The 24,024-nt window shown below is 64.1% G+C and carries 18 protein-coding genes; 3 read left to right on the top strand and 15 right to left on the bottom strand.

Going from position 1 to position 24,024, the window contains the following annotated elements; genetic code table 11:
* Window positions 1-20: 20 nt before the first annotated feature.
* Entirely contained in the window at window positions 21-584 is a 564-nt protein-coding gene (locus ACYQ2W_RS00310; RefSeq protein ID WP_459862241.1) for a Uma2 family endonuclease, read from the bottom strand.
* 347 nt (window positions 585-931) lie between these two features.
* Here ACYQ2W_RS00310 and ettA point away from each other — a divergent pair, with 347 nt between their 5' ends.
* Window positions 932-2,599 carry an energy-dependent translational throttle protein EttA gene (gene ettA, locus ACYQ2W_RS00305; RefSeq protein ID WP_459862239.1) on the top strand — a complete coding sequence of 556 codons (1,668 nt, stop codon included), beginning with the start codon at window positions 932-934 and terminating at the stop codon, window positions 2,597-2,599.
* A 316-nt stretch (window positions 2,600-2,915) separates the two neighbouring features.
* The gene (locus ACYQ2W_RS00300; protein ID WP_459862237.1) at window positions 2,916-5,408 is read left to right on the top strand and encodes a motility associated factor glycosyltransferase family protein; all 2,493 of its coding nucleotides are present in this window, start codon (window positions 2,916-2,918) and stop codon (window positions 5,406-5,408) included.
* Here the strand turns inward: ACYQ2W_RS00300 and ACYQ2W_RS00295 are convergent.
* The 13 genes from ACYQ2W_RS00295 to ACYQ2W_RS00235 form a co-directional block, all read right to left on the bottom strand.
* Window positions 5,389-5,619, bottom strand: coding sequence for a hypothetical protein (locus ACYQ2W_RS00295; protein WP_459862235.1), 231 nt, complete (start codon window positions 5,617-5,619; stop codon window positions 5,389-5,391). The genes ACYQ2W_RS00300 and ACYQ2W_RS00295 overlap by 20 nt on opposite strands.
* A gap of 77 nt (window positions 5,620-5,696) precedes the next feature.
* Window positions 5,697-6,848: a UDP-galactopyranose mutase gene (gene glf / locus ACYQ2W_RS00290; RefSeq protein WP_459862233.1), complete on the bottom strand. Its 1,152-nt coding sequence runs from the start codon at window positions 6,846-6,848 to the stop codon at window positions 5,697-5,699.
* Window positions 6,849-6,862: 14 nt separating this feature from the next.
* On the bottom strand, window positions 6,863-7,360 hold the full coding sequence (locus tag ACYQ2W_RS00285) for a glycosyltransferase family 9 protein (RefSeq protein ID WP_459862230.1): 498 nt from the start codon (window positions 7,358-7,360) through the stop codon (window positions 6,863-6,865).
* The gene (locus ACYQ2W_RS00280) at window positions 7,360-8,244 is read right to left on the bottom strand and encodes a glycosyltransferase family 2 protein (RefSeq protein WP_459862228.1); all 885 of its coding nucleotides are present in this window, start codon (window positions 8,242-8,244) and stop codon (window positions 7,360-7,362) included. The genes ACYQ2W_RS00285 and ACYQ2W_RS00280 overlap by 1 nt, the downstream gene beginning before the upstream one ends.
* A 4-nt stretch (window positions 8,245-8,248) precedes the next feature.
* Complete coding sequence (locus tag ACYQ2W_RS00275) at window positions 8,249-8,809, bottom strand: NUDIX hydrolase (protein ID WP_459862226.1); 561 nt, start codon at window positions 8,807-8,809, stop codon at window positions 8,249-8,251.
* 4 nt (window positions 8,810-8,813) lie between these two features.
* Complete coding sequence (locus ACYQ2W_RS00270; protein ID WP_459862224.1) at window positions 8,814-9,995, bottom strand: radical SAM protein; 1,182 nt, start codon at window positions 9,993-9,995, stop codon at window positions 8,814-8,816.
* A 6-nt stretch (window positions 9,996-10,001) separates the two neighbouring features.
* Entirely contained in the window at window positions 10,002-11,003 is a 1,002-nt protein-coding gene (locus ACYQ2W_RS00265; protein ID WP_459862222.1) for an NAD-dependent epimerase/dehydratase family protein, read from the bottom strand.
* 37 nt (window positions 11,004-11,040) lie between these two features.
* Window positions 11,041-12,300: a nucleotide sugar dehydrogenase gene (locus ACYQ2W_RS00260; protein ID WP_459862220.1), complete on the bottom strand. Its 1,260-nt coding sequence runs from the start codon at window positions 12,298-12,300 to the stop codon at window positions 11,041-11,043.
* A 97-nt stretch (window positions 12,301-12,397) separates the two neighbouring features.
* On the bottom strand, window positions 12,398-14,335 hold the full coding sequence (locus ACYQ2W_RS00255; protein WP_459862218.1) for a glycosyltransferase family protein: 1,938 nt from the start codon (window positions 14,333-14,335) through the stop codon (window positions 12,398-12,400).
* Entirely contained in the window at window positions 14,332-16,293 is a 1,962-nt protein-coding gene (locus ACYQ2W_RS00250; RefSeq protein ID WP_459862216.1) for a glycosyltransferase family protein, read from the bottom strand. Before ACYQ2W_RS00250 ends, ACYQ2W_RS00255 begins: the two co-directional genes overlap by 4 nt.
* Window positions 16,277-17,482 (bottom strand): FkbM family methyltransferase, encoded by a 1,206-nt coding sequence (locus ACYQ2W_RS00245; protein ID WP_459862214.1) that lies wholly within the window; start codon window positions 17,480-17,482, stop codon window positions 16,277-16,279. The genes ACYQ2W_RS00250 and ACYQ2W_RS00245 overlap by 17 nt, the downstream gene beginning before the upstream one ends.
* A 105-nt stretch (window positions 17,483-17,587) precedes the next feature.
* Complete coding sequence (locus ACYQ2W_RS00240) at window positions 17,588-18,778, bottom strand: FkbM family methyltransferase (RefSeq protein WP_459862212.1); 1,191 nt, start codon at window positions 18,776-18,778, stop codon at window positions 17,588-17,590.
* Window positions 18,779-20,371 (bottom strand): B12-binding domain-containing radical SAM protein, encoded by a 1,593-nt coding sequence (locus tag ACYQ2W_RS00235; protein ID WP_459862210.1) that lies wholly within the window; start codon window positions 20,369-20,371, stop codon window positions 18,779-18,781.
* Between the two features lie 379 nt (window positions 20,372-20,750).
* On the opposite strand from ACYQ2W_RS00235, the gene ACYQ2W_RS00230 reads away from it, so the two are divergent.
* Window positions 20,751-22,691: a CgeB family protein gene (locus ACYQ2W_RS00230; protein ID WP_459862208.1), complete on the top strand. Its 1,941-nt coding sequence runs from the start codon at window positions 20,751-20,753 to the stop codon at window positions 22,689-22,691.
* Window positions 22,692-22,714: 23 nt separating this feature from the next.
* Here ACYQ2W_RS00230 and ACYQ2W_RS00225 read toward each other — a convergent pair whose 3' ends face one another.
* On the bottom strand, window positions 22,715-24,022 hold the full coding sequence (locus ACYQ2W_RS00225) for a hypothetical protein (protein WP_459862206.1): 1,308 nt from the start codon (window positions 24,020-24,022) through the stop codon (window positions 22,715-22,717).
* Between the last annotated feature and the right edge of the window lie 2 nt (window positions 24,023-24,024).

Raw genomic sequence — 24,024 nt, 5'->3', positions numbered from 1 at the left:
GGCAAACGAGCGGTAACGGATCAGCGGAACAGATCGCCGTGGGAAAGGAGGCAATCGGGAAGCTGGCGAGGCGAAAACTCACCATCTTCCACCACCCGGCATTCGCCGTAACTACCGTCCTTCAAGCCGGAGTGGCACTCTACCCGCCGCGCCGAGAGATCGACGATCCACACCTCGGGCACACCGCTCGCCCCGTAGAGGGGCAATTTGGTGTGACGATCGAAGGCCAGGCTGCGGCTGAAGACCTCCACCACCAAATAGGCATCGGCGGGAGTGGGCAGCGCCGCCTCGTAGTCGTCCTCCCGCGGCCGCAGCACCACCAGATCGGGCCGTGGCTCGCTCAGCTCGGAGAGACCCAACGGATTCTGCACGCTTACCCGGCCGCACCCGGCGACACAAGCGGCGAACAGCGAAGTCAGGCGATTGACCATCGAGACGTGCGGACTGCCGATCGGCACCATCTCCAACACCTCCCCCTCGATCAACTCCACCCGCGAGTCCCCGTCGAGGATCCCCGACTCGGCCATCTTGTGGAAATCGTGGACCGTGAAGTGGTGAAGTTGTGAATACGCCACGCTGCCCATGGCCCGCTCCTCGCTGCTCAACGCCTGGATGAACCCATTATACCGGGGTATCCGCTGGAAGAGAGAAGAGAAGAATTGGACAGGATTTTCAGGATTAACAGGGTGGATACGGGGCGCACCGGTTGGAACGGATCGAGTGTCTCGCACCTTGGCTCCCCCTGCGCTCTCCTCCGTTTCCTCACGCACTTTGAACAATGATCGGGAACAGCCTGTCAATCCTGAAAATCCTGTTAATCCTGTCCAATTCTTCTGTCGAAACCGTGCGCGGGGGTCTCGGCTGCTGCGACGGCGCAAATTCCGTATACTCTCCCGAGCTTTTCCATATCCAAATATGAATCGGACGCCCAATGGCCCAGTACATCTACACCATGAACCGCGTCGGCAAGGTGGTCCCGCCGAAGCGCGAAATCCTCCGCGACATCTCCCTATCCTTCTTCCCCGGCGCCAAGATCGGCGTGCTCGGCCTCAACGGCTCCGGCAAATCGACCCTGCTGCGGATCATGGCCGGGATCGACACCGACATCAACGGCGAGGCCCGACCCCAGGCCGGCATCCACGTCGGCTACCTGCCCCAGGAGCCGCATCTCGACCCGGAGAAGGACGTGCGCGGCAACGTCGAGGAGGCGCTCGGCCACATCCAGGAGGCGATGGCCGAACTGGACAAGGTGTACGCCGCCTACGCCGAACCGGACGCCGACTTCGACGCTCTGGCCGCCAAGCAGGCGGAGCTGGAGAACATCATCCAGGCCGCCGACGGCCACAACCTCGAGCGCAAGCTGGAGATCGCCGCCGACGCCCTGCGCCTGCCGCCGTGGGAGGCCGACGTGACCAAGCTCTCCGGCGGTGAGCGCCGTCGCGTGGCGCTGTGCAAGCTGCTCCTCTCCAACCCCGACATGCTGCTGCTGGACGAGCCGACCAACCACCTCGACGCCGAGTCGGTGGCGTGGCTGGAGCGCTTCCTCCACGACTACGCCGGCACCGTGGTGGCGGTGACCCACGACCGCTACTTCCTCGACAACGTCGCCGGCTGGATCCTCGAACTGGACCGCGGCCACGGGATTCCCTGGGAGGGGAACTACTCCACCTGGCTGGAACAGAAGGAGAAGCGCCTGGAGATGGAGCAGAAGCAGGAGCAGGCCCACATCCGCGCGATGAAGGAGGAGCTGGAGTGGGTGCGCGCCAATCCCAAGGGGCGCCAGGCCAAGAGCAAGGCGCGCCTGCAGCGCTTCGAGGAGCTCTCCAGCCAGGAATACCAGAAGCGCAACGAGACCCGCGAACTCTACATCCCGCCGGGCCCGCGGCTGGGCAACGTGGTGATCGAGGCCAAGGGGGTGCGCAAGGCGTTCGGCGACCGCCTGCTGGTCGACGACCTCAACTTCAACCTGCCCCCCGGCGGCATCGTCGGCATCATCGGCCCCAACGGCGCCGGCAAGACCACCCTGTTCCGCATGCTGGTCGGCCAGGAGCAACCCGACGCCGGCGAGATCCGCGTCGGCGAGACGGTGCAGGTCGCCTACGTCGACCAGAGCCGCGACGCGCTGGCCGGCGACAAGACGGTGTGGGAGGAGATCTCCGACGGCCAGGAGATCATCCAGGTGGGCAGCTACCAGGTGAACTCGCGCGCCTACGTCAGCCACTTCAACTTCAAGAAGACCGACCAGCAGAAGCGCGTCGGCGACCTCTCCGGCGGTGAACGCAACCGCGTCCACCTGGCCAAGCTGCTGAAGAGCGGCGGCAACCTGCTGCTGCTCGACGAGCCGACCAACGACCTCGACGTGGAGACCCTGCGCGCGCTGGAGGAGGCGCTGCTCGAATTCCCCGGCTGCGCGGTGGTGATCTCCCACGACCGCTGGTTCCTCGACCGCATCGCCACCCACATCCTGGCCTTCGAGGGCGACTCGCAGGTGGTCTGGTTCGAAGGCAACTACGCCGACTACGAGGCGGATCGCAAGCGTCGTCTCGGTGATGAGGCGGATCAGCCGCACCGGATCAAATACAAGCCGCTGGAACGTTGAGCGAGCGAGGGACGCCCACCGGTATCTCGCGCTCTGGCAAGGGGCGCAGCGTACCCATCGGAACGGTCCACCACCGCGAAGTTCGCTGCCTTCGTTCGATGGGCACGTCGCTGCACTCCTTTGCCCATCCTACGGCGGGAAATCAGTGTCTCGAAGAAAGGGAAGTATCGTATATCAAACCGACCGCTGGGCCGGCGTTCCGCCCCCACGCCGTCAAGTATCCGGTAGGCCGGCCGATTCGTTACAGGCGCCACGGGGACAGCACGGCAATGTCGGCTTACCTCCACGCCTCAGAAAAAATCAGGAGTAGCGAGTAATGGCGGAAACCCGCAACGCCGAACCGATCGACCTCGGCGCCTTCCTCACCAACCCTCACGGTGAGGAGTACCTCTACACCGTCAACCGCTCCGCCTTCGCCAACACCGCCTCGAAGAGCGTCTTCGACGCCCACTTCGCCGACCAGCTGTTCCGCGAGGACACCCTCTACCTGATCAGCGGCAGCGACTCCGGCCTGCTCATCCGCCATCTGCTCAACCACGACCCGATCCCCGGCACCCGCTACCTGGTGATCGAATTGCCCGAGGTACTCTCCACCCTGGAAGGACGCCTTCCCGATCTGCAAGCGGACCGACGGGTCGTGCTCGCCGGCTCCACCGACTGGACCCGGGTGGCGACGGAACAGATGGATATCGAGGGCTATCTGTTCATGGGCAAGGTGCGGCTGATCCGCTCCATCGCCGCCATCGACGGCCACTACACCAACTACGTACAGCTCGCCGAGCAGGTGAAGGACGTCTTCGACCAGTGGGAGTGGAGCACCCAGGCCGGCCTCGGCCAGGAGACCTTCATCAATGCGCAGATGGCCAATCTGGCGGAGAACCGTATCTCCACCTACGCGCTGCGCGGATTGCTCGACGACCTCACCTGCGTGCTGCTGGCCGGCGGCCCATCCCTCGACCAGACCCTCCCCTGGGTGAAGGAGAACCGCGACAAGCTGGTGGTGATGGCGATCTCGCGGGTCTGCGAGCAGCTCTATCAGGAGGGGATCACGCCCGACATCATCTTCGTCATCGACCCCCATCCCGCGGCACTGGCGGTAAGCCAGGGGATCTACCGGTTTGCCGAAGACGCCCTACTGCTCCATGCCTACCACGTCTACCCGCCGGCCCTCCACCAGTGGTCGGGGATCAGCGGCTTCATCGGCTACCTGCTGCCGTGGCAGAGCGAGCTCAATCCCGACAACTTTCTGGTCACCGCACCGACGGTCACCAATACCGCGCTGACCGTCGCCATCCGCTGCGGCGCCAGGGAGGTGATCCTCGCCGGCGTGGACCTCTGCTATACGGTCAACGGCTACACCCATGCCTCCGGGAGCGCCGAATTCGCGGCGGGCCCTTCGCTGGCCGAATTGACCACCTACGTGGAGACCAACGACGGCTCCCGCGCGGAGACCAACCACGCCTACAAGAACGGGGTGGCGACCCTCGCCCAACAGGTCGAACAACTGACCGTCGAAAATCCCTGCAAGGTGATCAATCCGGCCCCCCACGCGGCAAAGATCCCCGGGGTCCACTACCTCCCGCTGGAACGGATCGAACTGCAAGCGATTCCGGCGGAACGGCGGGAAGCCTTCCGCGCACCGTTCGCCCACGACAGTCGGGAGGAGCGACTACGCCATCTGCAAAAGGTACTCACCGAGCTGTTCGCCATGCGCCGCGACACCGAGAGGGTGAAGGAGTTGACCGACGACGCCTTGAAGGCGGTGCAACTCGCCTTCGATGCCGGCGGCAAGCTGGTCAACCCGAAACAGAAAAAGGAGCTGGATCGCATCGAGCGGCGTCTCGACGACAAATACAAGCGAGCCGCGCGGCTGATCAAGACCTACTCGATCCTCGCCTTCACCCGTGCCCTGCGTCCGGGGGGCAAGGAGTGGACGGAAAAGGAGATGAAGAGTTGGGCCAACGCCTACTACGGCGCCTACCGCAGCGGTGCCGAGCGGGTGCTCTCGCTGCTCGACTCCACCATGCACCGTATCGAGCTACGCATCGAAGAGGAGCTACCCGACGCCGACCTGCTGCGCCTGAGTGGTTTCTGGCTGAAGGAGAAATGTCCCGGACGCATCGAGGTCTTCCGTAAGCGCCGCGGACCAAGCCTCGAAGAGCTCAGCGCGCGCTACCCGATCGTATCCCGCCTGCACGAGACCTTCCTCGGCCAGCGCAACGCAAATCAGACGATGGCCCACGCCAAACACGCCGACTTCACCGACCACAAGCAGTTGCTGATCAAGGCGCGCACCCTTTTCTCCCAACAGAACCTCGCCGGCACCGAGCGCCTCGCCGCGGGCCTGGGCAAACTGGACGATCCGGAACTCGACCAGCTCAAGCTGCTGGTCGACGGCCACCTCGCCGAGCTGCGCGGGGAGAGTGAGCCGGCAATCGACGCCTACTACCGGATCACCGACCCCGAACTGCTCGAAGAGAGCCTCTCGCGACTGTGCAACCTGCTCCTGGACCGCCAGGACTACGACAACGCTCTGCTCGCCCTGGAAGCGCTCACCCACCTCTCGCCCACCTACATGCCCCAGCACGCCGAACTGCTGCGCCTGACCGGCGCCACCGACCGCGCCCTGGACGAATACGCCCGCTACTTCGGCCTCGTCCCCAACGATACCCGCACGATGTTCAAGCTGGCGCAGCTCTACCGCGACCTCGGCTCCCGCGAAGGGGCGCAGGTGGTCCTCGAACACATCCTTGAACACGAACCGGAGAACCGCGCCGCCCTCGCCATGCTCAAGGAGATCGGGGAATAACGGACACGGAAGACGGGCCGGCACAGGCGGCAAAGTAGGCATTGAGCTGGTTGACCACGGCGACCTGGCGGCTGCCGATCGGGACCATCTCAACTACCTCCCCCTCAATGAGTTCCACTCGCGAATCCTCCGACAGGATCCCGGCATCGACCATCCGGTGATAGTCGTGAACCGTAAAGCGGTGAGGTTGTGCGAACGCCGTGGCGACCATGTTTCCTCCCCCAACAACACCAAAGCAGATGTCTTCACCCGACGGTGGAATGATAGAACACCCCCCGGAAAAAGACCTCAACCACCCTCGATTCGGGCAAAACAATCCAACGCGCGCGCCACCGCATCATCCATATCGAAATACTTGTACTCCGCCAAGCGGCCGAGGATCACCAACCCTGGGACCCGCTCGGCATACGCCCGATAACGTTCGAAGAGTCGCTGATTCTCCGCGGTGAACAGCGGATAGTAGGGCATCCCCTCCCCTTCCCGCTCGCCGTCATAGGCCTTCGGATACTCGCGCATGATCACGTCGGGACCGTCGGCACGGCCGACGAAGTGGCCGAACTCGGTGATCCGGGTGAAATCGTGGTCGTTGGGATAGTTGACCGTCGCCACCGGCTGCCACGGCCCGCTCACCGCCTCCAGCTCGAAACGCAACGACCGGTACGGCAGCCGTCCGAAGCGGTAGTCGAACAAGGCATCGATCATCCCCGTGTAGATCACCCGCCCCGCAAACGGCCGCCCGTCGAAAAGCACCCGTTCGCACTCCCCATCCACCCGCAACCGCTCCGCCATCGGCGTGTTCAGGCAGAGTGCGATCCGCGGATGATCGAGCATCCGCTCGACCATCCGCGTATAGCCCTCCCGAGGGATCCCCTGGTAGGGGTCCAGAAAGTAACGGTCGTCGCGGGAGATCCGCACCGGGACCCGGCCGGTCACCTCGGGTGCGAGGCGATCCGGATCGACCCCCCACTGCTTGCGCGAATAGCCGCGAAAGACGTTGGCATAGACATACTCCGCCAACGCCTTCAGCGCCGGGTCGTCGGTCGCCCGCAGCTCGAGGATCGGCACCTGCGCCCCCTCGCCTAAGCGCCCGATCAACGCCCGCTCCAGCGCCGCCGCACGCTCGGCGGGAAAGAGCTGCTCCAGGGTATTGAGGTTGAAAGGTAGCGGTACCCGCTTCCCCTCGATACACGCCAACACCCGGTGCTCATAGGGAAGCCAATCGGTGAAACGGGAGAGGTACTGCCACACCATCTGGCGGTCGGTGTGGAAGATGTGCGGACCGTAGCGGTGCAGGTAGACTCCGGCGTCATTGGCCTCATCATGGCAGTTGCCCGCCACATGATCGCGCTGCTCCAACAGCAGCACCCGTCGCCCGGCGACGGCCAGTCGCTCCGCCATCACCGCGCCGGAGAGCCCCGCCCCGACGACGACATCGTCCACCGGCGCCCCCCCCCTCATCGCCGCAACCGCCCCAGCCACCACGGCAGCCACAACGACGCGACGACCACCAGCGGGACCGCCAAAAGCATCGCCAACGGCGCCGTCAACACCTTCGCCGCGACCATCCGCGCCAACCGGCCGACACCCAGCTCGCTGATTTCACCGAGCGAGCTGCACACCACACGACGACTCGCCGGCAGCGAGAACGAGAACAGAAAGACGTTGAAAAAGCCGCCCCCCGTCGGATTGGCTACCGGCACCACCACCCGATCGAAATGCTCTCCGCGCAGCTCCTCCAGTCCGCGTCCGAAGCGGAACGGCCCGGAGTGACGATAACGGTAGACGTGCTCCAATGCCGGATACTTCTCCACCGCCGCCACACCATGGGGATGGGTCAGAATCGAAATCGAGTGGTCGGGGAAGGCGGCGCGAATCGCCTCGAGGTTGCCGTCCAACTGCTGTACGCTGACCGAGCGGACGATCAGCAATCGAGGCCTCTGCTGCATGCTCATCAGCGAAACTGCGCGAAGGCGTTCTCGAACGCCACCCGCGCCCCGTTGACGATCTCCCGCGCCACCGGCTTGCGCTTGCCGCGCAGGCAGCCGCCGTCGCGAAACGCCGCCCACATCGCCCGCAGGTAGACCGAACTGCGCTGCTCCAGGGCATGATAGAGGCAACGGTGAATCAATCGCGCGGTAGTGGTCAACGCCAGATCCAGCGGATAGTTCTTCCACACCATCCAGAAGGCGTTGCGGGTGTAGAAGAAGGGCGCGCGCTCGCTGGCGCGGTTACGCGGGGAGAATTTGTGCAGGGCGATGATGTCGTCGTGGGTCTCGATGCGGTAGCCGGCATCGAGCACGCGGAACGCCGTGTCCTGTTCGTTCCAATAGAGGAAGAACTCCGCCGGGTACCAGCCGACCTGCTCGAACAGCACCCGCCGGATGCCGAAGCCAGCGCCGTTGAACGACATCTGATAGGCGACCGCCGCGCCGGGCGCCGCCGGAGCGGCACCGGGCCGCCACTGGAAACTGGCCGCGTTGCGCACATCGAAGGCCACCACCCCCAGCTTTGGGTCGGCGGCGAAACGCTCCACCATCCGCCCCAGCGCATCGGGGGCCGGGTAGGAGTCGTCATCGAGGACCACCACGTATTCGCCCCGCGCCGCCTCGAAACCGGCGTTGTAGCCGGCGATGCCGAGGTTCTCCGCCATCCGCAGCAGGCGTGCCCGAGGGTGGCGCTCGGCGACCATCTCCGCCGTGCCGTCGTGCGAGGCGTTGTCGACGACGATCACCTCCAGCCGGGGATACTCCACCTCGGCGATCCGCCCCAGCACGTCGTCCACATCCTCCCGACGGTTCCAGCAGAGCATGACGATGGAGACCAGCGGTTGCGCCATCCCCTCACCCTCCGCCGAACAGCGCGGGGAAACGCAGGCGGGCGCGGAAATAGGCGCCGACCTGGGGGCCCATGGAAAACTCCCCGCGATCGATCATCCGCTCCAGTTCCGCCACCGACACCCGCTCCACCTCCAGCCACTCGGTCTCGTCCAGCGCCTGCTCGCCGAGCCGCTCGACCCCCTCGACCACCACCACGTGGTAACGATTGCGGAAATGGGAGGGATGGACCGTCATCGGTTCGAGCAGCACCCCCTCGCCACCACCGAAACCGCTCTCCTCGCGCAGCTCGCGCATCCCGGCGGCGAGCGGACCATCATCCTCGACATCGATCACCCCGGTAGGGAACTCGATGGTCACCTCATCGGAACCGGGCCGGTACTGACGGACCAGCACCACCTCCCGCTCACGGGTCACCGCGATAGTCACCACCCAATCCGGATAGTGGAAGAGATAGTAGGGCTCGATGATCCGACCGTCGTACTCGAAACGGTTGGCGCTGAGGTCGATCCAGCGGTCCCGATGTACGCTGCGCCGTTCCAGCTGACGCCACTTGCCGATACTCATAGGCTCACTGTGGACAGAAGTTGCAGATGGCGTTCCCCTCGGCGGAGAACATCGATTGACGAAAACGGCGATAACCCTCGCCGAACCAGACCGCGCGCAAGCCGCCCTCCACCGCCTTCCCCAGCCCGGCGAACTCCGGTTCCATGCGGATGCAGCAGGGGGTCACCCAGCCGTCGCAGCTGAGGAACATGCCGGCGAACGGCCAGTGGCACGCCCCCCGGCGGGGCGCCGAGCCGGTGTAGGTGACGCGCACCCCCGCCGCCGCCAGCGGCGCCCGCTGCGCCTCGATCAGCGCAACGATCTCCGCCTCCCGCGCGCGCGCCGCCAGCGCCGCCGCACGCCCCGCCTCGAACCCCTCCTGCCCCGGCACCTTCCAGTTCTCCACCAGGTGGAAGTGCAGCTCCTGCGGCGGATGGCGCAGCGCCCAGCGGGCGATCCGCGGGATCCCGGCGAGACTCTCCTCGCCGACCACATAGTTGTAGGAGAGACGCACCGGGGCATCGCCGCGCAACCACAGGAACTCCCCCAGGTGCCCCTCCAGCTTCTCCAGGGTGCCGCCGATGCGGGAGACGAAGGCGTTGCCCTCGCCGCTCTCGTCCACCGACACCACCAGGCGGTCGAGGGCCTGCAACTGGGACTCCGTCAGACGGTGGAACGGGGCCATCGCATTGCTGGTCAGCGACACCGCGATCCCCCGCCCGGCACACGCCTCGATCATCGCCCCCAGATCCCGGTTGAGCAGCGGTTCGCCCAACCCTTGCAGATGGACCCGCTTCACCCGCGGCAACTCGTCGAGCCACCCGGCCAACCGCTCGGCGCTCAACTCGTGGCTCTTGCGCGCCTCCGGCAGGCCCTCGCGGGTGCAGTAGCTGCACGCCAGGTTGCAGCGGGTGGTCGGCTCCACCTGCAACAGGAACGGGTCCCACCACACCTCGCGGCAGATCCGCTCCGCGCCGATACCGAGCGCGCGCAGCCGCTCCATGGCGCCGGCGAAATCGAGGGTGGCGACGATCACCTGACAGTCGGCCAGCCCCCCCAGGCGCGCCAACGGCTCCACCCGCCACGCCCCCAGCGCGGCGCCGAGACGCCGCTCGTCATCGTCGACCACCGCCGCCACCCGCTCGGCGTCGAGCGCCTCCAGGATGTGCTCGGCGAGGCCGAGGGAGCCGTAGAGGACGAAGCGCAACGGCCGCTACGCCTTCCGCGGCAGGGAGTCGAAGTGGTCGCGGATGTAGCCGATGGTGTCGTCGAGGATGTAGTCCACATCGTACTGCGGCGTCCACCCGAGCATCTCCTTGGCCTTCTCCGAGTAGCCCACGCGGAAACGGACGTCGGCGGCGGGCGCCTCCAGGTGTTCGAACGGCGGCATCGGCTCGTCGGGATTGATCCGCTCCCAGATGGTGCGCGCCAGGTCGGCGACGTTGAACGGGGTGGAACCGCAGAAGTTGAAGTCCTCGTTGACCACCCCCTTCTCGATGGAGAGCACCATCGCCTCGGCGATGTCGCGGGCGTGGGTGAAGGTGCGCACCTGCTCGCCGTCGCCGAGGATCTGGAACGGGTTCTGTTTGACCAGCGCCTTGTAGATAAAATCGGGGATCACGTGCGCCATACCGAAGGCCACCTCGCCCTGCCGGTCGAGCATCGGCAGCTCGCCGCTGCCCACCGCGTTGAACGGCCGGAAGATCAGATAGCGCAGCCCCAGCTCCTGGGCGGCGCCGCGCACCAGATACTCGCCGTAGAGCTTCTGCATGCCGTACTGGGTGAACGGCACCAGTTGGCTGTAGGCATCCTCCTCGGTGACCGGACGCTGCACCCGCTCGTAGACCATGGAGGAAGAGGAGTAGACAAACAGCGCCTCGGGACAGGCGGCCAGCGTGCAGTCGATGGCGTGGGCGAGGATCTCGTTGTTGTCGCGGGCAATCTGGTAGGGGATACGGTGGAAGTAGCGTATGCCGCCGATCAGTGCGGCGAGGCAGATGACCACGTCATACCCCTTGAACTCCACCGGATACATCGCCCGCACGTCCTTCACCACCAGGGTGACGTTGGGATGCTTGAGGAAGTCGTGCTCAAGATGGCCGTACTTGCTGAAGTTGTCCACCAGGGTAATCCGGTAGTCGTGCTTGAGCATTTCGCGGACCACATAGGAGCCGATGAAGCCGGCCCCCCCCAACAACAAGACATTCTTCGACATGATGCAACCTTCGCTGTTTGCTAATTGAAATGGTGAATCAGGCGGTTTGATAAAACATCTTTCCGCGCCCGGTCATGTTCCAGACGTCGACGATCAGCGCGCCCGGCGGAATCTTCTCCAACAACACATCCCACGATTCATCGAAGGCGCTATGATTGTTGGCGATGATCACCACATCGGCACCCTCGACGGCCTCCTCGGCCGAGTGGTTCGGGAACTGGAAATAGCCACAATCGAGCGGCTCGTCGCCAGCGATATTGGGCTCACTCACCTTGATCGACTCCGGCACCTCACGTAACAGATAGCGCAGCAACTTGGGCACCAGGCTGTCACGGAAGTCGTCGCTGTCCTTTTTGAAGGTAAAACCGAGCACCGCCACCCGCTTGTCGCCGAGATCCATCCGCGTCTTGACCTCCTCCACCAGCGTCTTCGGCAAGGACTCGTTGATCCGCCACGCCGCGGTGAAGAGATCGGACTGCGGAAAGAGCTCGCTGATCATGGCGAAGTCCTTACGCAGGCAGGGCCCGCCGGCAAATCCGGGAGAGTAGAGAATGGGCCGCGGATAGTGCTTGTTGGTCACCTCCAGCAGTTCATAGATGTCCTCACCAAACTTGTTGGCCACCATGAAGAAGTAGTTGACCAGCGCGAAATAGACGTAACGGCCGGTATTGCAGAAGAGCTTGACCAGCTCGGCACCGCGGAAGGTGACGTGGAAGATCTCCGGGGCGATCACCCGGAACAGCGCATCGGCGGCAGCAAAACTCCCCGCGTCCTCCGCGCCGATGGGCTGGGGCAGCGTCGCCAACTCCTCCAGCGCCTTGCCCTCAAGGATACGCTCGGGAGCGAACGCGAGGAAAAACTCCTCCCCAACCTTCCACCCACGCTCCGACTCGATTCGTCTTTTGACGAACTCGGTGGTTCCCACTGCAACGGTGCTGCGCAGGATGATCGTCTGCCCGGGATGCAACGCGGGAATCAAACTCTTCAACGCCTCGTTGAGGTGACCGAGGTTCATCTCGATGTGCTCGGTGAAGGGGGTGCCGACCGTGATCACGATCTTCTCGGCGTAAGCGCATTCTGCGGCATCGAAAGTGGTGTCGATGGTCACACCCTCGTCGAGCAGCGGCTGACACCCCTGCTCCTCGAACGGCATCTGCCGACCACGCACCGCCTTGATGATCCACTCGTCGCGATCGACGCCGAGCACGCGCAGCCCCTTGGCGGCAAACAGCAACGCCAACGGCAAGCCGACGCGGCCGATGCCGATCACCGCCAGATCATATTTCCACTCACTCATCCGGATTTCCTAAGCTGTTCACAAACCCGATGCCCTACACCACACGGGTGGCCGGGAGTATACCCCACGCCTCACGCCCCCGACGGGCCACACCATTTCAGGACAACACCACCTGCCACACCGGATCATACGGATCGAAGAGCGGCAGCAGAGTGACGCGCGCCTGCAGGTGACCCAATCCCCGATAGATCGCAGGCCCCGAAGTCTCCGCCGCGATCAGCAGATATTCCGGCAGCAAACGCTCGATCGCCTCGGCCGGGTAGACCGGCAGCCCAGCCACTTCGCCACCGGCCAGCGAGCGGTCGACGAATCCGATGAGCGCGCCGTCGAGCCCCTCCCGACGCAGCAAGGCGATCAGCTGATCGACCATCTCCCCGCGCGCCGCGTACACCAGCATCCTCTCCCCGCGACGCACCGCATGTGACGTCAGCTCACGCACCAGCGACAGGTAGCGCGGCTCCGGCATCGCGTCGCCGGGCCTCGACGGCAGCCTGAAGTCACCGACCACCCGCCCCGTATCCTCGATCCGCAACGCCCTCAGTCCCGCCACATCCTCTTCGAGGTAGGCCTTCAACAACGCGGGCAGCGCCGCGGGACGCACCAGGCGGTTGCAGAGCGGATAGGCCCACCGCTCATCCTCGATCCAAACCACGTCCCGCCGCAGGCGTCGACGCAGCGAGGGGTCGAATCGCCCGACCTCGACCCGCTCGCCGAATGCCACACCATGGATATCCTGGCGCTTGCGCTGCACCGTGTTGCCATGCAACGCCGCAAGCTGGAAGTAGCCGCGCACCCCCCAGCCATCCACCGGCCAGCGCTCCCAATCTTGCGGGAGCTGCGTATGTTCGAGGTGATACCCCGTCACGACGCCGGCAACCAGTTGCACGGCGGTCACGCCATCGAACCGCTCTTCGCCACGCTCGATCCGCGAGAACAGCTGCCGTAGCGCGTCTCGATCGGCGAGCTCGATTACGCGGATCACCGGATGCAGGGCGCGCCGTTCCGTCGACGCCCGCTCACCGAAGATCTCCGCCAGCCGGTGAGCGGTGGTGTGCTCATGGTGGGCGCGGCGCGCCGCCGCCGCCGCGATGGCGCGCCACGCCTCCTCGTGCTCGACCACATAGGCGAGCCGCTCCTCTAATTCGCTAGCGTCGCGATAAAAGAGGATCTCCTTCCCTTCGCGGAATAGATCGGCCAGTTCCGGATTTTCATTAACGACCTGACAGCAGCCCAGCCCCGCCACCTCGAAGTGGCGCAGCTTGGTCTGCCAGGTGAAGTCGTCATCGGCGGTCAACCCCGGATTGAAAACGACGCGGGCATGCCGGTAGACCTTCACCATCTCGTCGTGGGAAAGGAAGCCGCCATAGCAGTCGCACAACACCGGATGGCGCTCCCAACCGAAGCCGAACACCTTGAAGCGCAGCCCGAGACGCTGGCAGATGGCGTGAAGGTCCACCAGGATCTTCTGCCGTCCCCAGCCGTCGCGGCAGTAGAGTTCGGCGTTCTCCTGGTGGCTAAGATTGGTGCCGACGAAGACCACGTCATAGAGCGCCTCCGGCGGCTCCCCGCAAAGGGCGGGAAAGCGCCGCGGGTTGAACCCCCAAGGGAGATAGCGCACCCGTTCACCGACCCCCTTGGCGCGCCGGCGCGCCACCCCACGGGTGGACGGTGAGAGGATCAGATCGTAGCGATGATCGTGAACCTCGTTCTGCGCGTACCACACCTCCGGGTCGTCATCCGCATGGAAAGCAACAACGCGCAGCCCGGCGGCGCGCACGTTGTCGAAGAAGTCGTCGGAGAAATCCCGCTGCACTGCGTCAGAGTAGAAAAAGAGAGTATCGAAGCCCCCGTCGCGAATCAGGCGGTAGAGGTATTTTTCATGAAAATCACCGCGATAAGCATCACGCAGCAGTGAAACATCCACAAACACCGCATCCAGCGCTTCACGCATCGGCTCGACCCAGTGGTCACGCACGTAACCGATGGAAAGCGCCCCGACCACCAAGATGCGTCCGCTGCCTGCCGCACCACTCACGAAGACATCACTCCCCAGACGGGATGACCAAGATCGTGCAACGGAATGAGGGCCATCCGCGCCGCCAACCCGCCGATCGCCTCATGGATCGCCTTGCCGGAGTGGGCGGCCGCGATCACCACCGCATCGGGACATAGCGCCGGCAGCGCCGAGGCGTCGTAGACCGGCAGGCCGTCCACCTCTTCGCCGGCGAGCCGGCGATCCACCCAACCGAGCACCTCCAACCCGGTCTCGGCGGCCACCGCCCGCGCCCGCTCGGCCATCTCTCCGCGCGCGGCATAGATCACCACCCGTGCGCCACGCGCCGCCAGTTGCGCCGCCAAGCGGCGCCACGCGGTGATGTAAGGCGCCTCGCCCAAGAATCGCGGCCGCTCCTCGAGCCGCAAATCGGCCACCACCACCCCGGTCTCATGCACGGGATGACGGGAGAGGAACCCACCGTCTCCGTCAACCCAGGCCCGCAGCAACGGCAGGGCCCCATCGCGTCGCACCACCAACGACACCAGCGGTACGCACCACTCCCCGTCGGCCAGACAAGCCAGGCGTTCCGCGACGAAACGCTCAACCCGTTCGCTTACGGCGCGAGGATGAAACCGCTCGGGCAGCAGCTCACCGACGATGTTCTGGGGCTTGCGCTGCATGGCGTTCTCGTGGATCACCCCGAATTCGATAAAGCAGCGTGCCGCAAACAACATCGACGCCCCATCGACCAGAAGCGGCGCCAACAACGAGTAGTCCAAGGAGACTACGCCGAAACGACCTACTGCCAGATGAAGATAGGGCTCGTCCCCGGGGAACGCCTCACCCATTTCGCATCGGCTCAGCAGCTCCACAGCCGCCTCCTCGCTGAGCCGCAGGGTACGCACCGTGGCACTCCCCGCCCCTCCCCAAACCTCCCCCGTCGCGCCGCATAGACGATCCGCATGACCGAAGAGCCGGCGCAGGCGGCCGGCGGTGGTGTGTTCGGCAATGGCACGACATTGGGCCGCAGCGGCAATCCGTTCCCGCGCCTCATCGTTCTTCAAATAGAAGTCCACCCGCTCGAACAGCTCGTCGCGATCCCGGTAGAAGACCATCTCCTCATCGGCGACGAACAGCTCCCGCAACTCCGGATTATCGTTGACCAGTTGGAAGGCGCCGCAACCGGCCACCTCGAAATGGCGCAGCTTGGTCTGGTAACCACCCTCGGCATTGTCGGCGGAGAGTCCGGGATTGAAGACGATCCGCGCACGATGGTAGACGTCGAGCATCGACTCATGATCGAGCGCGCCGCCGGCGCATTCGGCAAGCCGCGGATGCCGCTCCCAACCGGCGCCGAACAGCGCGAAGGAGTAACTACGAAGACGACAATGCCGATACAGCGCCTCCAACACGCGCTGACGCCCGTCGCCCCCCGAGGACTCCATACCATAAACGTTGTTGGTACCGATGAAGACCACGTCCCAACGCTTCTCCAGCGCACCCGCCGACAGATGAAAACGCGCAGGATTGTAGCCCCAGGGGAGATAGAGGGCCCGTTCGCCGATCCCCTCGGCACGCCGCCCGGTCCCGCGCCGAGAGTGGCTGGCCACCACATCGAAACGGTGGTCGTAGGGGGCGTTGGCGGCAAACCACGCTTCCGGCTCATCGTCCGCATGAAAAGCGATGACCCGCACGCCTGCCGCACGAACGGTCTCGAAAAAGGCGTCGCGAAAATGGCCGTGGAGGCTATCCGAATAGAAAAAGAGATAGTGGCAGTCGCCCTCGCGCAGACGGGCGAGCAGATACTCTTCCAGATAGGCGTCGTTGCGCGCCGCCAACAGCGGGGCCGCGTCGACGAATCCCGCCCGGGCGAGTCCCGCCAGCGGCTGGACCCAGCTGTCGCGCACGTAGTCGATGGAGAGGAGGCCGACCATCAACACCTTCGAATGGATCGCCCCACCTCGCACCCCGGCACCATCTTCAGTCCCGCAAGGCATACAGCACGGTTCCCCACACGAAGACATCCTCTCGGTGTTCCACGAACAGCCGATACTCCGGCCACCGCGCCTTGATCATCAGCGGAATCTTCCACAGATGCTCGGCACGATGGTAGATGCAGATCGCCAGATTTGGTCGGAATCGTCCGATGGTCTCCACGGCGCCGTCGATTGCCCGAATCTCCTCGCCCTCGATATCCATCTTGATGAAATCGACCCGTTCGAGCCCCATGCGGCGGACGAAGCCATCGACGCTCTCGATCCGCGCCTCCCCCTCGTCACGGTCACTGATAAAGGAGGGAACGGGGACCACGTTGGGATAGAGCGCGGCAAGCACCCGCAGCGGCCGCGCGAACACCTCGCCGGGCTCGAACGCGTAGACCGTTCCATCGCCTTCGACCGAGGCGAACAGCGCCGCGCTGTCACCGCAGAAGGCGCCGATATCGAGTACCACCGAACCGGGCTCGATCGCCAGCTCACCACCGCGCAGGTAGTGTCCGGCGCTCAGGCTGAGCGCGATGCTATCGATCATCCAGTCGTCGAGCGGCTCCGGCAATCGCGCGCGCAGCTGCTGCCGGTGCCGCTCGACATCCGCCCGCATCCGCGCCCGCTCGTCGTAACCCAGCGGAAGATCGGCCTCGCCGAGTCGCTCGACATCAAGGATCAGCGAACGAAAACGCAGGACAGAGCGGTACACCGCCTTCGATGCATCGTCCTCCAGCAAGGACAGGACCCGCTCGAACTCCTCGCGATGGGCGGCAAAATAGGCGTCGAAACCGCGACCGATTTCCGCATCGAATTCCGCCGCCATATCGGCGTAATAGTCGTGGCGCGAGTAGTGGACGAAATCGACGCAGGGACGCAGCGCGAAATGCTCGATCAGCTGCCGGGAGATGGGGACGAAATGGAGGGACGAGATGACCACCCGCATCCCGGCCAGGCGATCGGCTCGTGGCGCAAGCACTTCCAGGCCGTCGAAAGTGCCCCCCTCCTTCCGGGCATCGTTGTCGAAGAAGCACACCACCCGAGCACCGCGCTCCTCGAGCCACCGTCGGGTGAGCCTCCCGCTCTCCCCGGCGCCGAAGATGGCAAACGGGCGCCGATCCTCAGAATCGAGCAGGAAATTCCGGATATCGGCCAATGAGTGGCGGGCGCCCGGCACCACCACACCTTCGTGGAAGTCCTCCACGCCATCCCCTTTACGCACCGTCACGCGACATACCGGTTCGCCGGCCTCCGCATCACGACAAACCGCCGACCACCGTGAATGCGCAGGTACGCGTACGAAGAGGGACTAATCACAGATCGCATAGAGCACGGTCTCTTCGATGGTGGGCGAATGGTGTCCGATGAAGAGCCGATAAGAGGGAACCAGGGCCTTGATCAGATGGGCCACCTCGAAATAGTGCTCCGAGCAGTGGTAGATGGAAATCTGCAACTTGGGTCGAAAACGCCGGATCGTCTCCGAAGCCCCCTTCAGCGCCTCCACCTCGGCCCCCTCGATATCCATTTTGATCAGGTCGACCCGGATCCCTTCGCGCTCGACGAAGCGGTCCAGCGGCTCCACCTCGATCTCTTCGGTGCCCCCCTCATCGGCGATACGATAGGCCCCGCGCTCGTGGAAATCGGCGCGGAATCCGAGAGTGGCGCTGCTCGACCAGAGCCCACGTTTGATCGGCACCACCATCTCCTCCAGTCCGTCGCGGGCAATCCCCGCGAGCAGGTCGCGATGGTTCTCCTGCGAAGGCTCGAAAGCATAGATGCGACACCGTTTACCCACCGATTCGCAATACATGCTGGTGGTATCGGCGACGTAGGCCCCCCCCTCGACGATCAAATCCCCTTCCGCCGCCTGAACCCGAGGGTGCCGATATTGCGGGTAGTCGGAAAACCGGACGTAGACGTCGTCGCCAAGCCCCCGCGCCTTGATCGCCGCCGCGAACACTATTTTCGAGGCGCCGTCCTCCAACCAATCGTAAACCTGGGAGAGTTCCCGGCTCCACCACCCGAGCATCCGCGGATCGCGCCACAGATGCCCGACGATCCCCAGGAAATAGTCGCCGATTCCCGCCTCGGTCAAACGCCGAGCGATCTCCCACTCGTGGATACTGGCGATGACGATGGGATACCCCCGCGCCTCGAGCAGCGCCTCCGGTCCACGGCACGGCGCATCGTCGATGCGACATCCCGCTTTGGCCGGATCGCCGTCGAACCAGCCCAGTACCTTGATACCAAAGCGCTCGAGGCACTCCGCCATCAGTCGCCCGCGGCTACCGGCGCCATAGACGAAGACGCCGTCACCGGCAAAGGCGGTGGGCTCGAAACGCCGCGCCGACACCGCCGCCATCATCCCTTCGAGGGAATCCGCGACAGGCTTCCCGCCGACCTCTCCCTGCGCAGGCAGCACCGCCGGCAGCACCCCGAAGGCTGCGGGCAGTCCGCCCGAAACCGCGACCGTTCCGTCGTCCGCTTGCCGTGCCAGCATTTAGACCTCCATCACCTCACCGCCCATGGTCACGGCGATGAGGGTCGTAGAGACGTCCCGTGCCAACGCCCGAACCTCCTCATAACCGGAACCGGTAGCGTTGTTGTAGGGGACGACCACCCCGTCGAAGCGGGTCGCCCCACCGACCTCATCGACCACCGGTTTGAGCGCCTTGTAGCGAAAGTCCCCGCTGTTGGAGAAGGCATGCACCTCACCGTTGCGCACCAGATCCTCGAAGCTCTCCATGAAGCGCTGATGTCCCAACAGGTGAACCTCGTAACCGAGCCCTTGAAGCTCACGAATCACGCCGCGAGTCAATGGAATCGGCGCCGACTGCATCACCAGCACCCGTCCCTTCTCCGGCACACGCTGTTTGACGAAACCATCGAAGCGCCCACGGAACGCCTCGCCCTCCAGCATCTGACCGATGCGCTGCTCCTCCCAGCGGCGGTAGGCGAGCTTGACGTACTCCTCCAACTGCTCGCCGGAGAAGCGCTCGGTACGCGAAACCGCCTTGGCGGAACCATCGTAGTCGGTCCATTCGTTGGAGGTGAGCCACCCCTTCTCCTTGTAGATCTCGTACATCGAGGTGCCCGGAAAAGGCGTGGCGATGGAGAACTGCACCGAGTCGGCGGGCAGCCGGCAGGCCAGATCGATGGTCCCCTCGATGGTCTCCTCGGTATCGGCGGGCAGACCGAAGGTGTAGGTGAGATGCACCTTGATCCCCACCTCCTTGGTCTTCTCGACCATCTCCACGATGCGCTCGATCTCGATCCGTTTATCGATCTCATCCAACACCGTCTGGTCCGCCGACTCGACCCCGTACTTGACGCTGTAGAGCCCCGCCTCGCGCAGTGCCACCAACACCTCCTCGCTCATCAGATCGGCGCGGCACATCGCCCCCCACGGGATATGACTGAGCCCGCGCTCCTTGAGCAGGCGCGCGAACTCCAGCACATGCTTCTTGTCGATGTTGAAGGTGTCGTCGTCGATATAGAAGCTCTTGTAGGGGTATTTCTTGAAGTTTGCCTCGATCTCGTCGACCACATCCAGCGGCGAACGACGGCGATACTTCTTCCCCTTGTAGACCATCTGAGGCCAGACGCAGAAGATGCAGCCGTAGGGGCAGCCGCGGGTGGTGTTGATCTGCAACTGGGGCGACTCCAGCCCGCACACCGCGTCGAAATAGTTCTCGTCTGGGAGATCGTCGCGCTCCGGCCACGGCAACGAGTCAAGGTCCACCAGCGGGCCGAACGGGCGCTTCACCACCCGACCATCCGCCGCGCGGTAAAGCAGACTGTGCAGCGAATCTACCGGCTCGCCCCGATCGATCGCCTCGAGCAGATCGCAAACCGCCGAATCGTACTCCCCGTAGACCACGTAATCCACCTGATCATGGCTACGAAGAAAACGCTCCTCCTCCAGCTCCGCGTGAATTCCGGTGAAGACAATCACCACACCGGGAAGCATCGCCTTCAGCCGCGCGGCAATTTCCAAATCGTTGCCGAGGCTGGGGGTCGACGTCTCCATCACGACCGCATCCGGCGCGAATGATTCAACGAAACGGTAGTAGTCGTCGTAACGCTCTCCCATACCAACCGAATCGCGCACTACCGCGACCATCCCCCGGCGTTTTGCCAGTGCCCCCGCGGTGGCGAGAAAGAAGGGGAACGGGAGATACCCTCCGCCCCCGGTCAACGCGCCGCCGTAATAGCGCATGGTGTGGGGCCAGCGCGATCCCGCCCGGATTCCGCGCCAACCCGGCTCACCTTCCGTAGGCGCCTGGTACCAAGGAGCATTAGAGAAAATTACGCGCATTGCGGCCCCCGAAAAGGTGTTCGATAGTGAATGGTTGATTATTACTGTCGGCCAATACCCATTCAAGCTTTAGCGCGGTTCGCCGTATACTTGACTCGAAAACCCCTTCCACGCTAGGCGAAAGCCACACCAAACCACAAACAATCAGCGAGTTATGCGCATTCTCTCGATCGGCAACTTCAGCTTGGCCTATGTCCGTGACAACTGGGAGACTCCTCTTCGGGAAGAGGTCCCGGGAGTCGTCGTCGACGCGACTCCACTCCTCGCGCAGGGCGACTACGGCAACCAATACTGCCTCCACTACATCTTATCGCTGCTGAGAAATGACCACTTCGACGCCATATTTTTCTACAGCGACGGTCTGAACGCCGATTTCCGCGACGAATTCTTCGATCAGCTGCGCGGCAGCGGCACACCGGTCATCACCTTCCACGCCGACGACGAGCCGAAGACCGCCTACGCCACCAACGCCCGCTTCGACCACCGCTTCGACATCGTCGCCACAAGCTCCAGACGCGGCTACCTTCGCCGACAGAAGGAGGGCTGGGGCGAGCGCGTCCTCTACCTGCCATGGGGCTACAACCCCCGCCGATTCTACCCGTTGCGCGACGAGGAACCGCTCTACGACGTGGTCTTCATCGGCAAAAACAAACAGGGCGGGAAGACTTCGGTGATCAACGAGGACGGCCTCATCCGTCGCCAGACCCTGATCGATCTGAGGAAGTTCTGCGACAAAAACGGATTGCGCTTCAAGCTGTTCGGCATCGGCTGGGAGACCGATCCCGAGCTGGCCCCGTCGTCCGGCGGCGTTCTCGATCATGAGGCGATGCTCAGGGTCTACGCACGAACCCGCATCGTCTTCAATCCCGGCTGGTCCTTCGACGAAGGCTCCTCCGCCCATCAGATCAAGCTCCGCCATTTCGAGGTGGCCGGCTGCGGCGCCTTCCAGATCACCAACGAAAACCCGAACCTCGCGGAGCTGATGGCGCCGGATCAGGAGATCGTTTTCTTCTCCTCCTTCGACGACCTGACCACGAAAATACTCTACTACCTCGAACACGGCGATCGGCGCCGCGCCATCGCCGCCGCCGGGCTGACCCGCGTCCGCCGTGAGCACTCCATGAGCGAGCGCGTCGCCACGCTGGTCCGCCATATAGGGAAACGCCATCCGGCAACGGAGCCCCCCCCGCACTCCGCGCGCCCGACCGTCATTCAATTGGTCATCGGCGACCCGCAAACGATCGGTGCCGCTCCCCACCGCATCGCCCTCTCGGCAGCCACCCCTCGAAACGACGAACTCGCCGCCGTTCTCTCGCGCTACGACTACGTCCACCTGCTCGATGCGCACACCGTGTCGATGATCCGCAACACCACCTATGACGCCCTGCCCTCCCGCGCCACCCTTCACGATACCAAGGTGCTCGCCGTCCACTGCATCGCCCGCTTCCCTTCACTGGGAAGAAACCGCATCCAGGTCGATCGCAACAATTTCAACGGCACGATCCTCTCCGCCGACGCACCCCGTGACCCGAACCTCCACGCCTTCAAGGAGGCCTTCACCGAAACAGAGCTCGCGGGACAGCGCTACTACCTGGCCAACCTGCTCCTCTCCCCCGACTACATGCTACGCGCCATGGGTGAGCGGATCGCCCCTCCCGCCGTCCTGCCAGCGACGGAGGCATTCTTCGATAGCCGCCGAATCGTTCTCGACATCGAATTTCCGGAAGAGGCTCCGCTCATCTACCCGCCTCTCCACCGCCATATCCGTGAGACCCTCGCCGCCCTCGAACACCTCGACCGCAGCTACATGGTCTACGGTGCCCGCGGATCGCTGATCCCGGTACTGCTGAACCACATGGAGAAGAGCGGCGGCCGGTTTCTCGGTTTCATCGATCGCTCATTGAAAGGGGAGCGGCTCTTCGACCACCCGGTCTACGATGCCGCCGACATCGAACGTCTCGATCCCGACGCGATCTTCATCGCCGCCACCACTTCCGGTTCCGAGATATACCGAACCCTTCAGGGCGCCTCCTGCCGGCGGGCAATCCTGCCCCTTTACGACCTGTCCAACGGCGCCTGGCAGACCCCCTTCTGAACCCGCCGCCTCCGGGGCGCCCTCTACAGATAGATATCCCCGCTTTTCAGCACCAGAAAATCCCCCCCTTCGACGAAACCGGAGCGGATCAGCTGTTCGCGGATCTCCTCCCACCACATCGAAGCGACCACGATGAACTCATTCGCCGCTGGTGATCCAGGCGGCTCCAACACCGGAACTCCACCGTAGACCCTCCCCCGCTTGTTCCGGTCGTTGTCGTAATGGGCGTGAGCGAGAGCGCCGTACATCACCAACCCCCGGCTCACCAACAGCCCCAGATCACCGGCACCAAAGATCGATATCCGCCTTCCGCCGGCGCGCGACAAAACGTCGAGGAATCCGTTGTAGATACGCCCCTTCGCCTCCAACACCCGCTCAACAACCATCCCGGAGGCATCCACCGCCTCGGCCCAGCGTTCGTCGAGGTCCTCACCGTGAACGAATATCGGTCGGGAAAAGTAATCGATGTGCATCTCGTGAGTGGCGAAATTGGCCCACATCGCGACCACTTCAGCAGCCGGTCGAGCGCAAATTGGGCGCTTCTTGCGAACCTCCCCCCTCTCCATCAACGAGGCGATGAGAAGCTCATCGGAGTCTCTCACCACATAGACGCTGGAAACATCCCGACAGGCGCGCTGCAGGTAATCGACGTCCGGCGTCCAGTGAATGGTCGCCGACTTGTCGTCAGGATCGACGAACACCGGCATCAGCCGGAACGACCTCACCACATACCCCACGTCGTCCACCCGCCAGTAGAGGGAATCGACGGGATCGAGAACACACTCCTCATCCCACAGAAAACGTGATGTCTCCTCATGTTCGCTCGCCAACAGCAGGCGAGTGAATTCCCGCCCATCCACACCGTTTCGGGTTCGGTACAACTCCCAGAAGCGCTGCCTGTCCGAACAGAAGCTGTGCGCCACCACCGCCCGCCAGCCGCTGCGCCATAGGTCCATGATCCAGGAGAAGGTACCATCGGGAAACGCGGTATCCGGCTGGAAAAAAATCATCGCCGCCCCCTCTCGATTGGCACGGCGAATAGCGAAGGCATAGATCTCCGTCAATGCGTAGAGCTTGTTGGAGTAGTCGATCTCCGGAACTGCAACCACCTCGACCGCCAGCGCCCGGGCGACCTGGTGATAGGACGGGAACTCCTCGAAGCAATGGCGGTCCTCCTCCCGGGTATAGAAACACAGCCGTGCATCCTCCCCGATCAGCGCCAGCAGATTGCCCCCGGTGAGGTGCGCGGGAACGGCATTCGACATGAAACGGTGAATATAGTCACGCCCCCAAACGGGGACGATCACATGAAGCCGGGACGACCGCCGCATCC

The sequence above is a fragment of the Endothiovibrio diazotrophicus genome (assembly GCF_054657215.1).
This window is presented reverse-complemented; position numbering and strand designations above follow the sequence as displayed.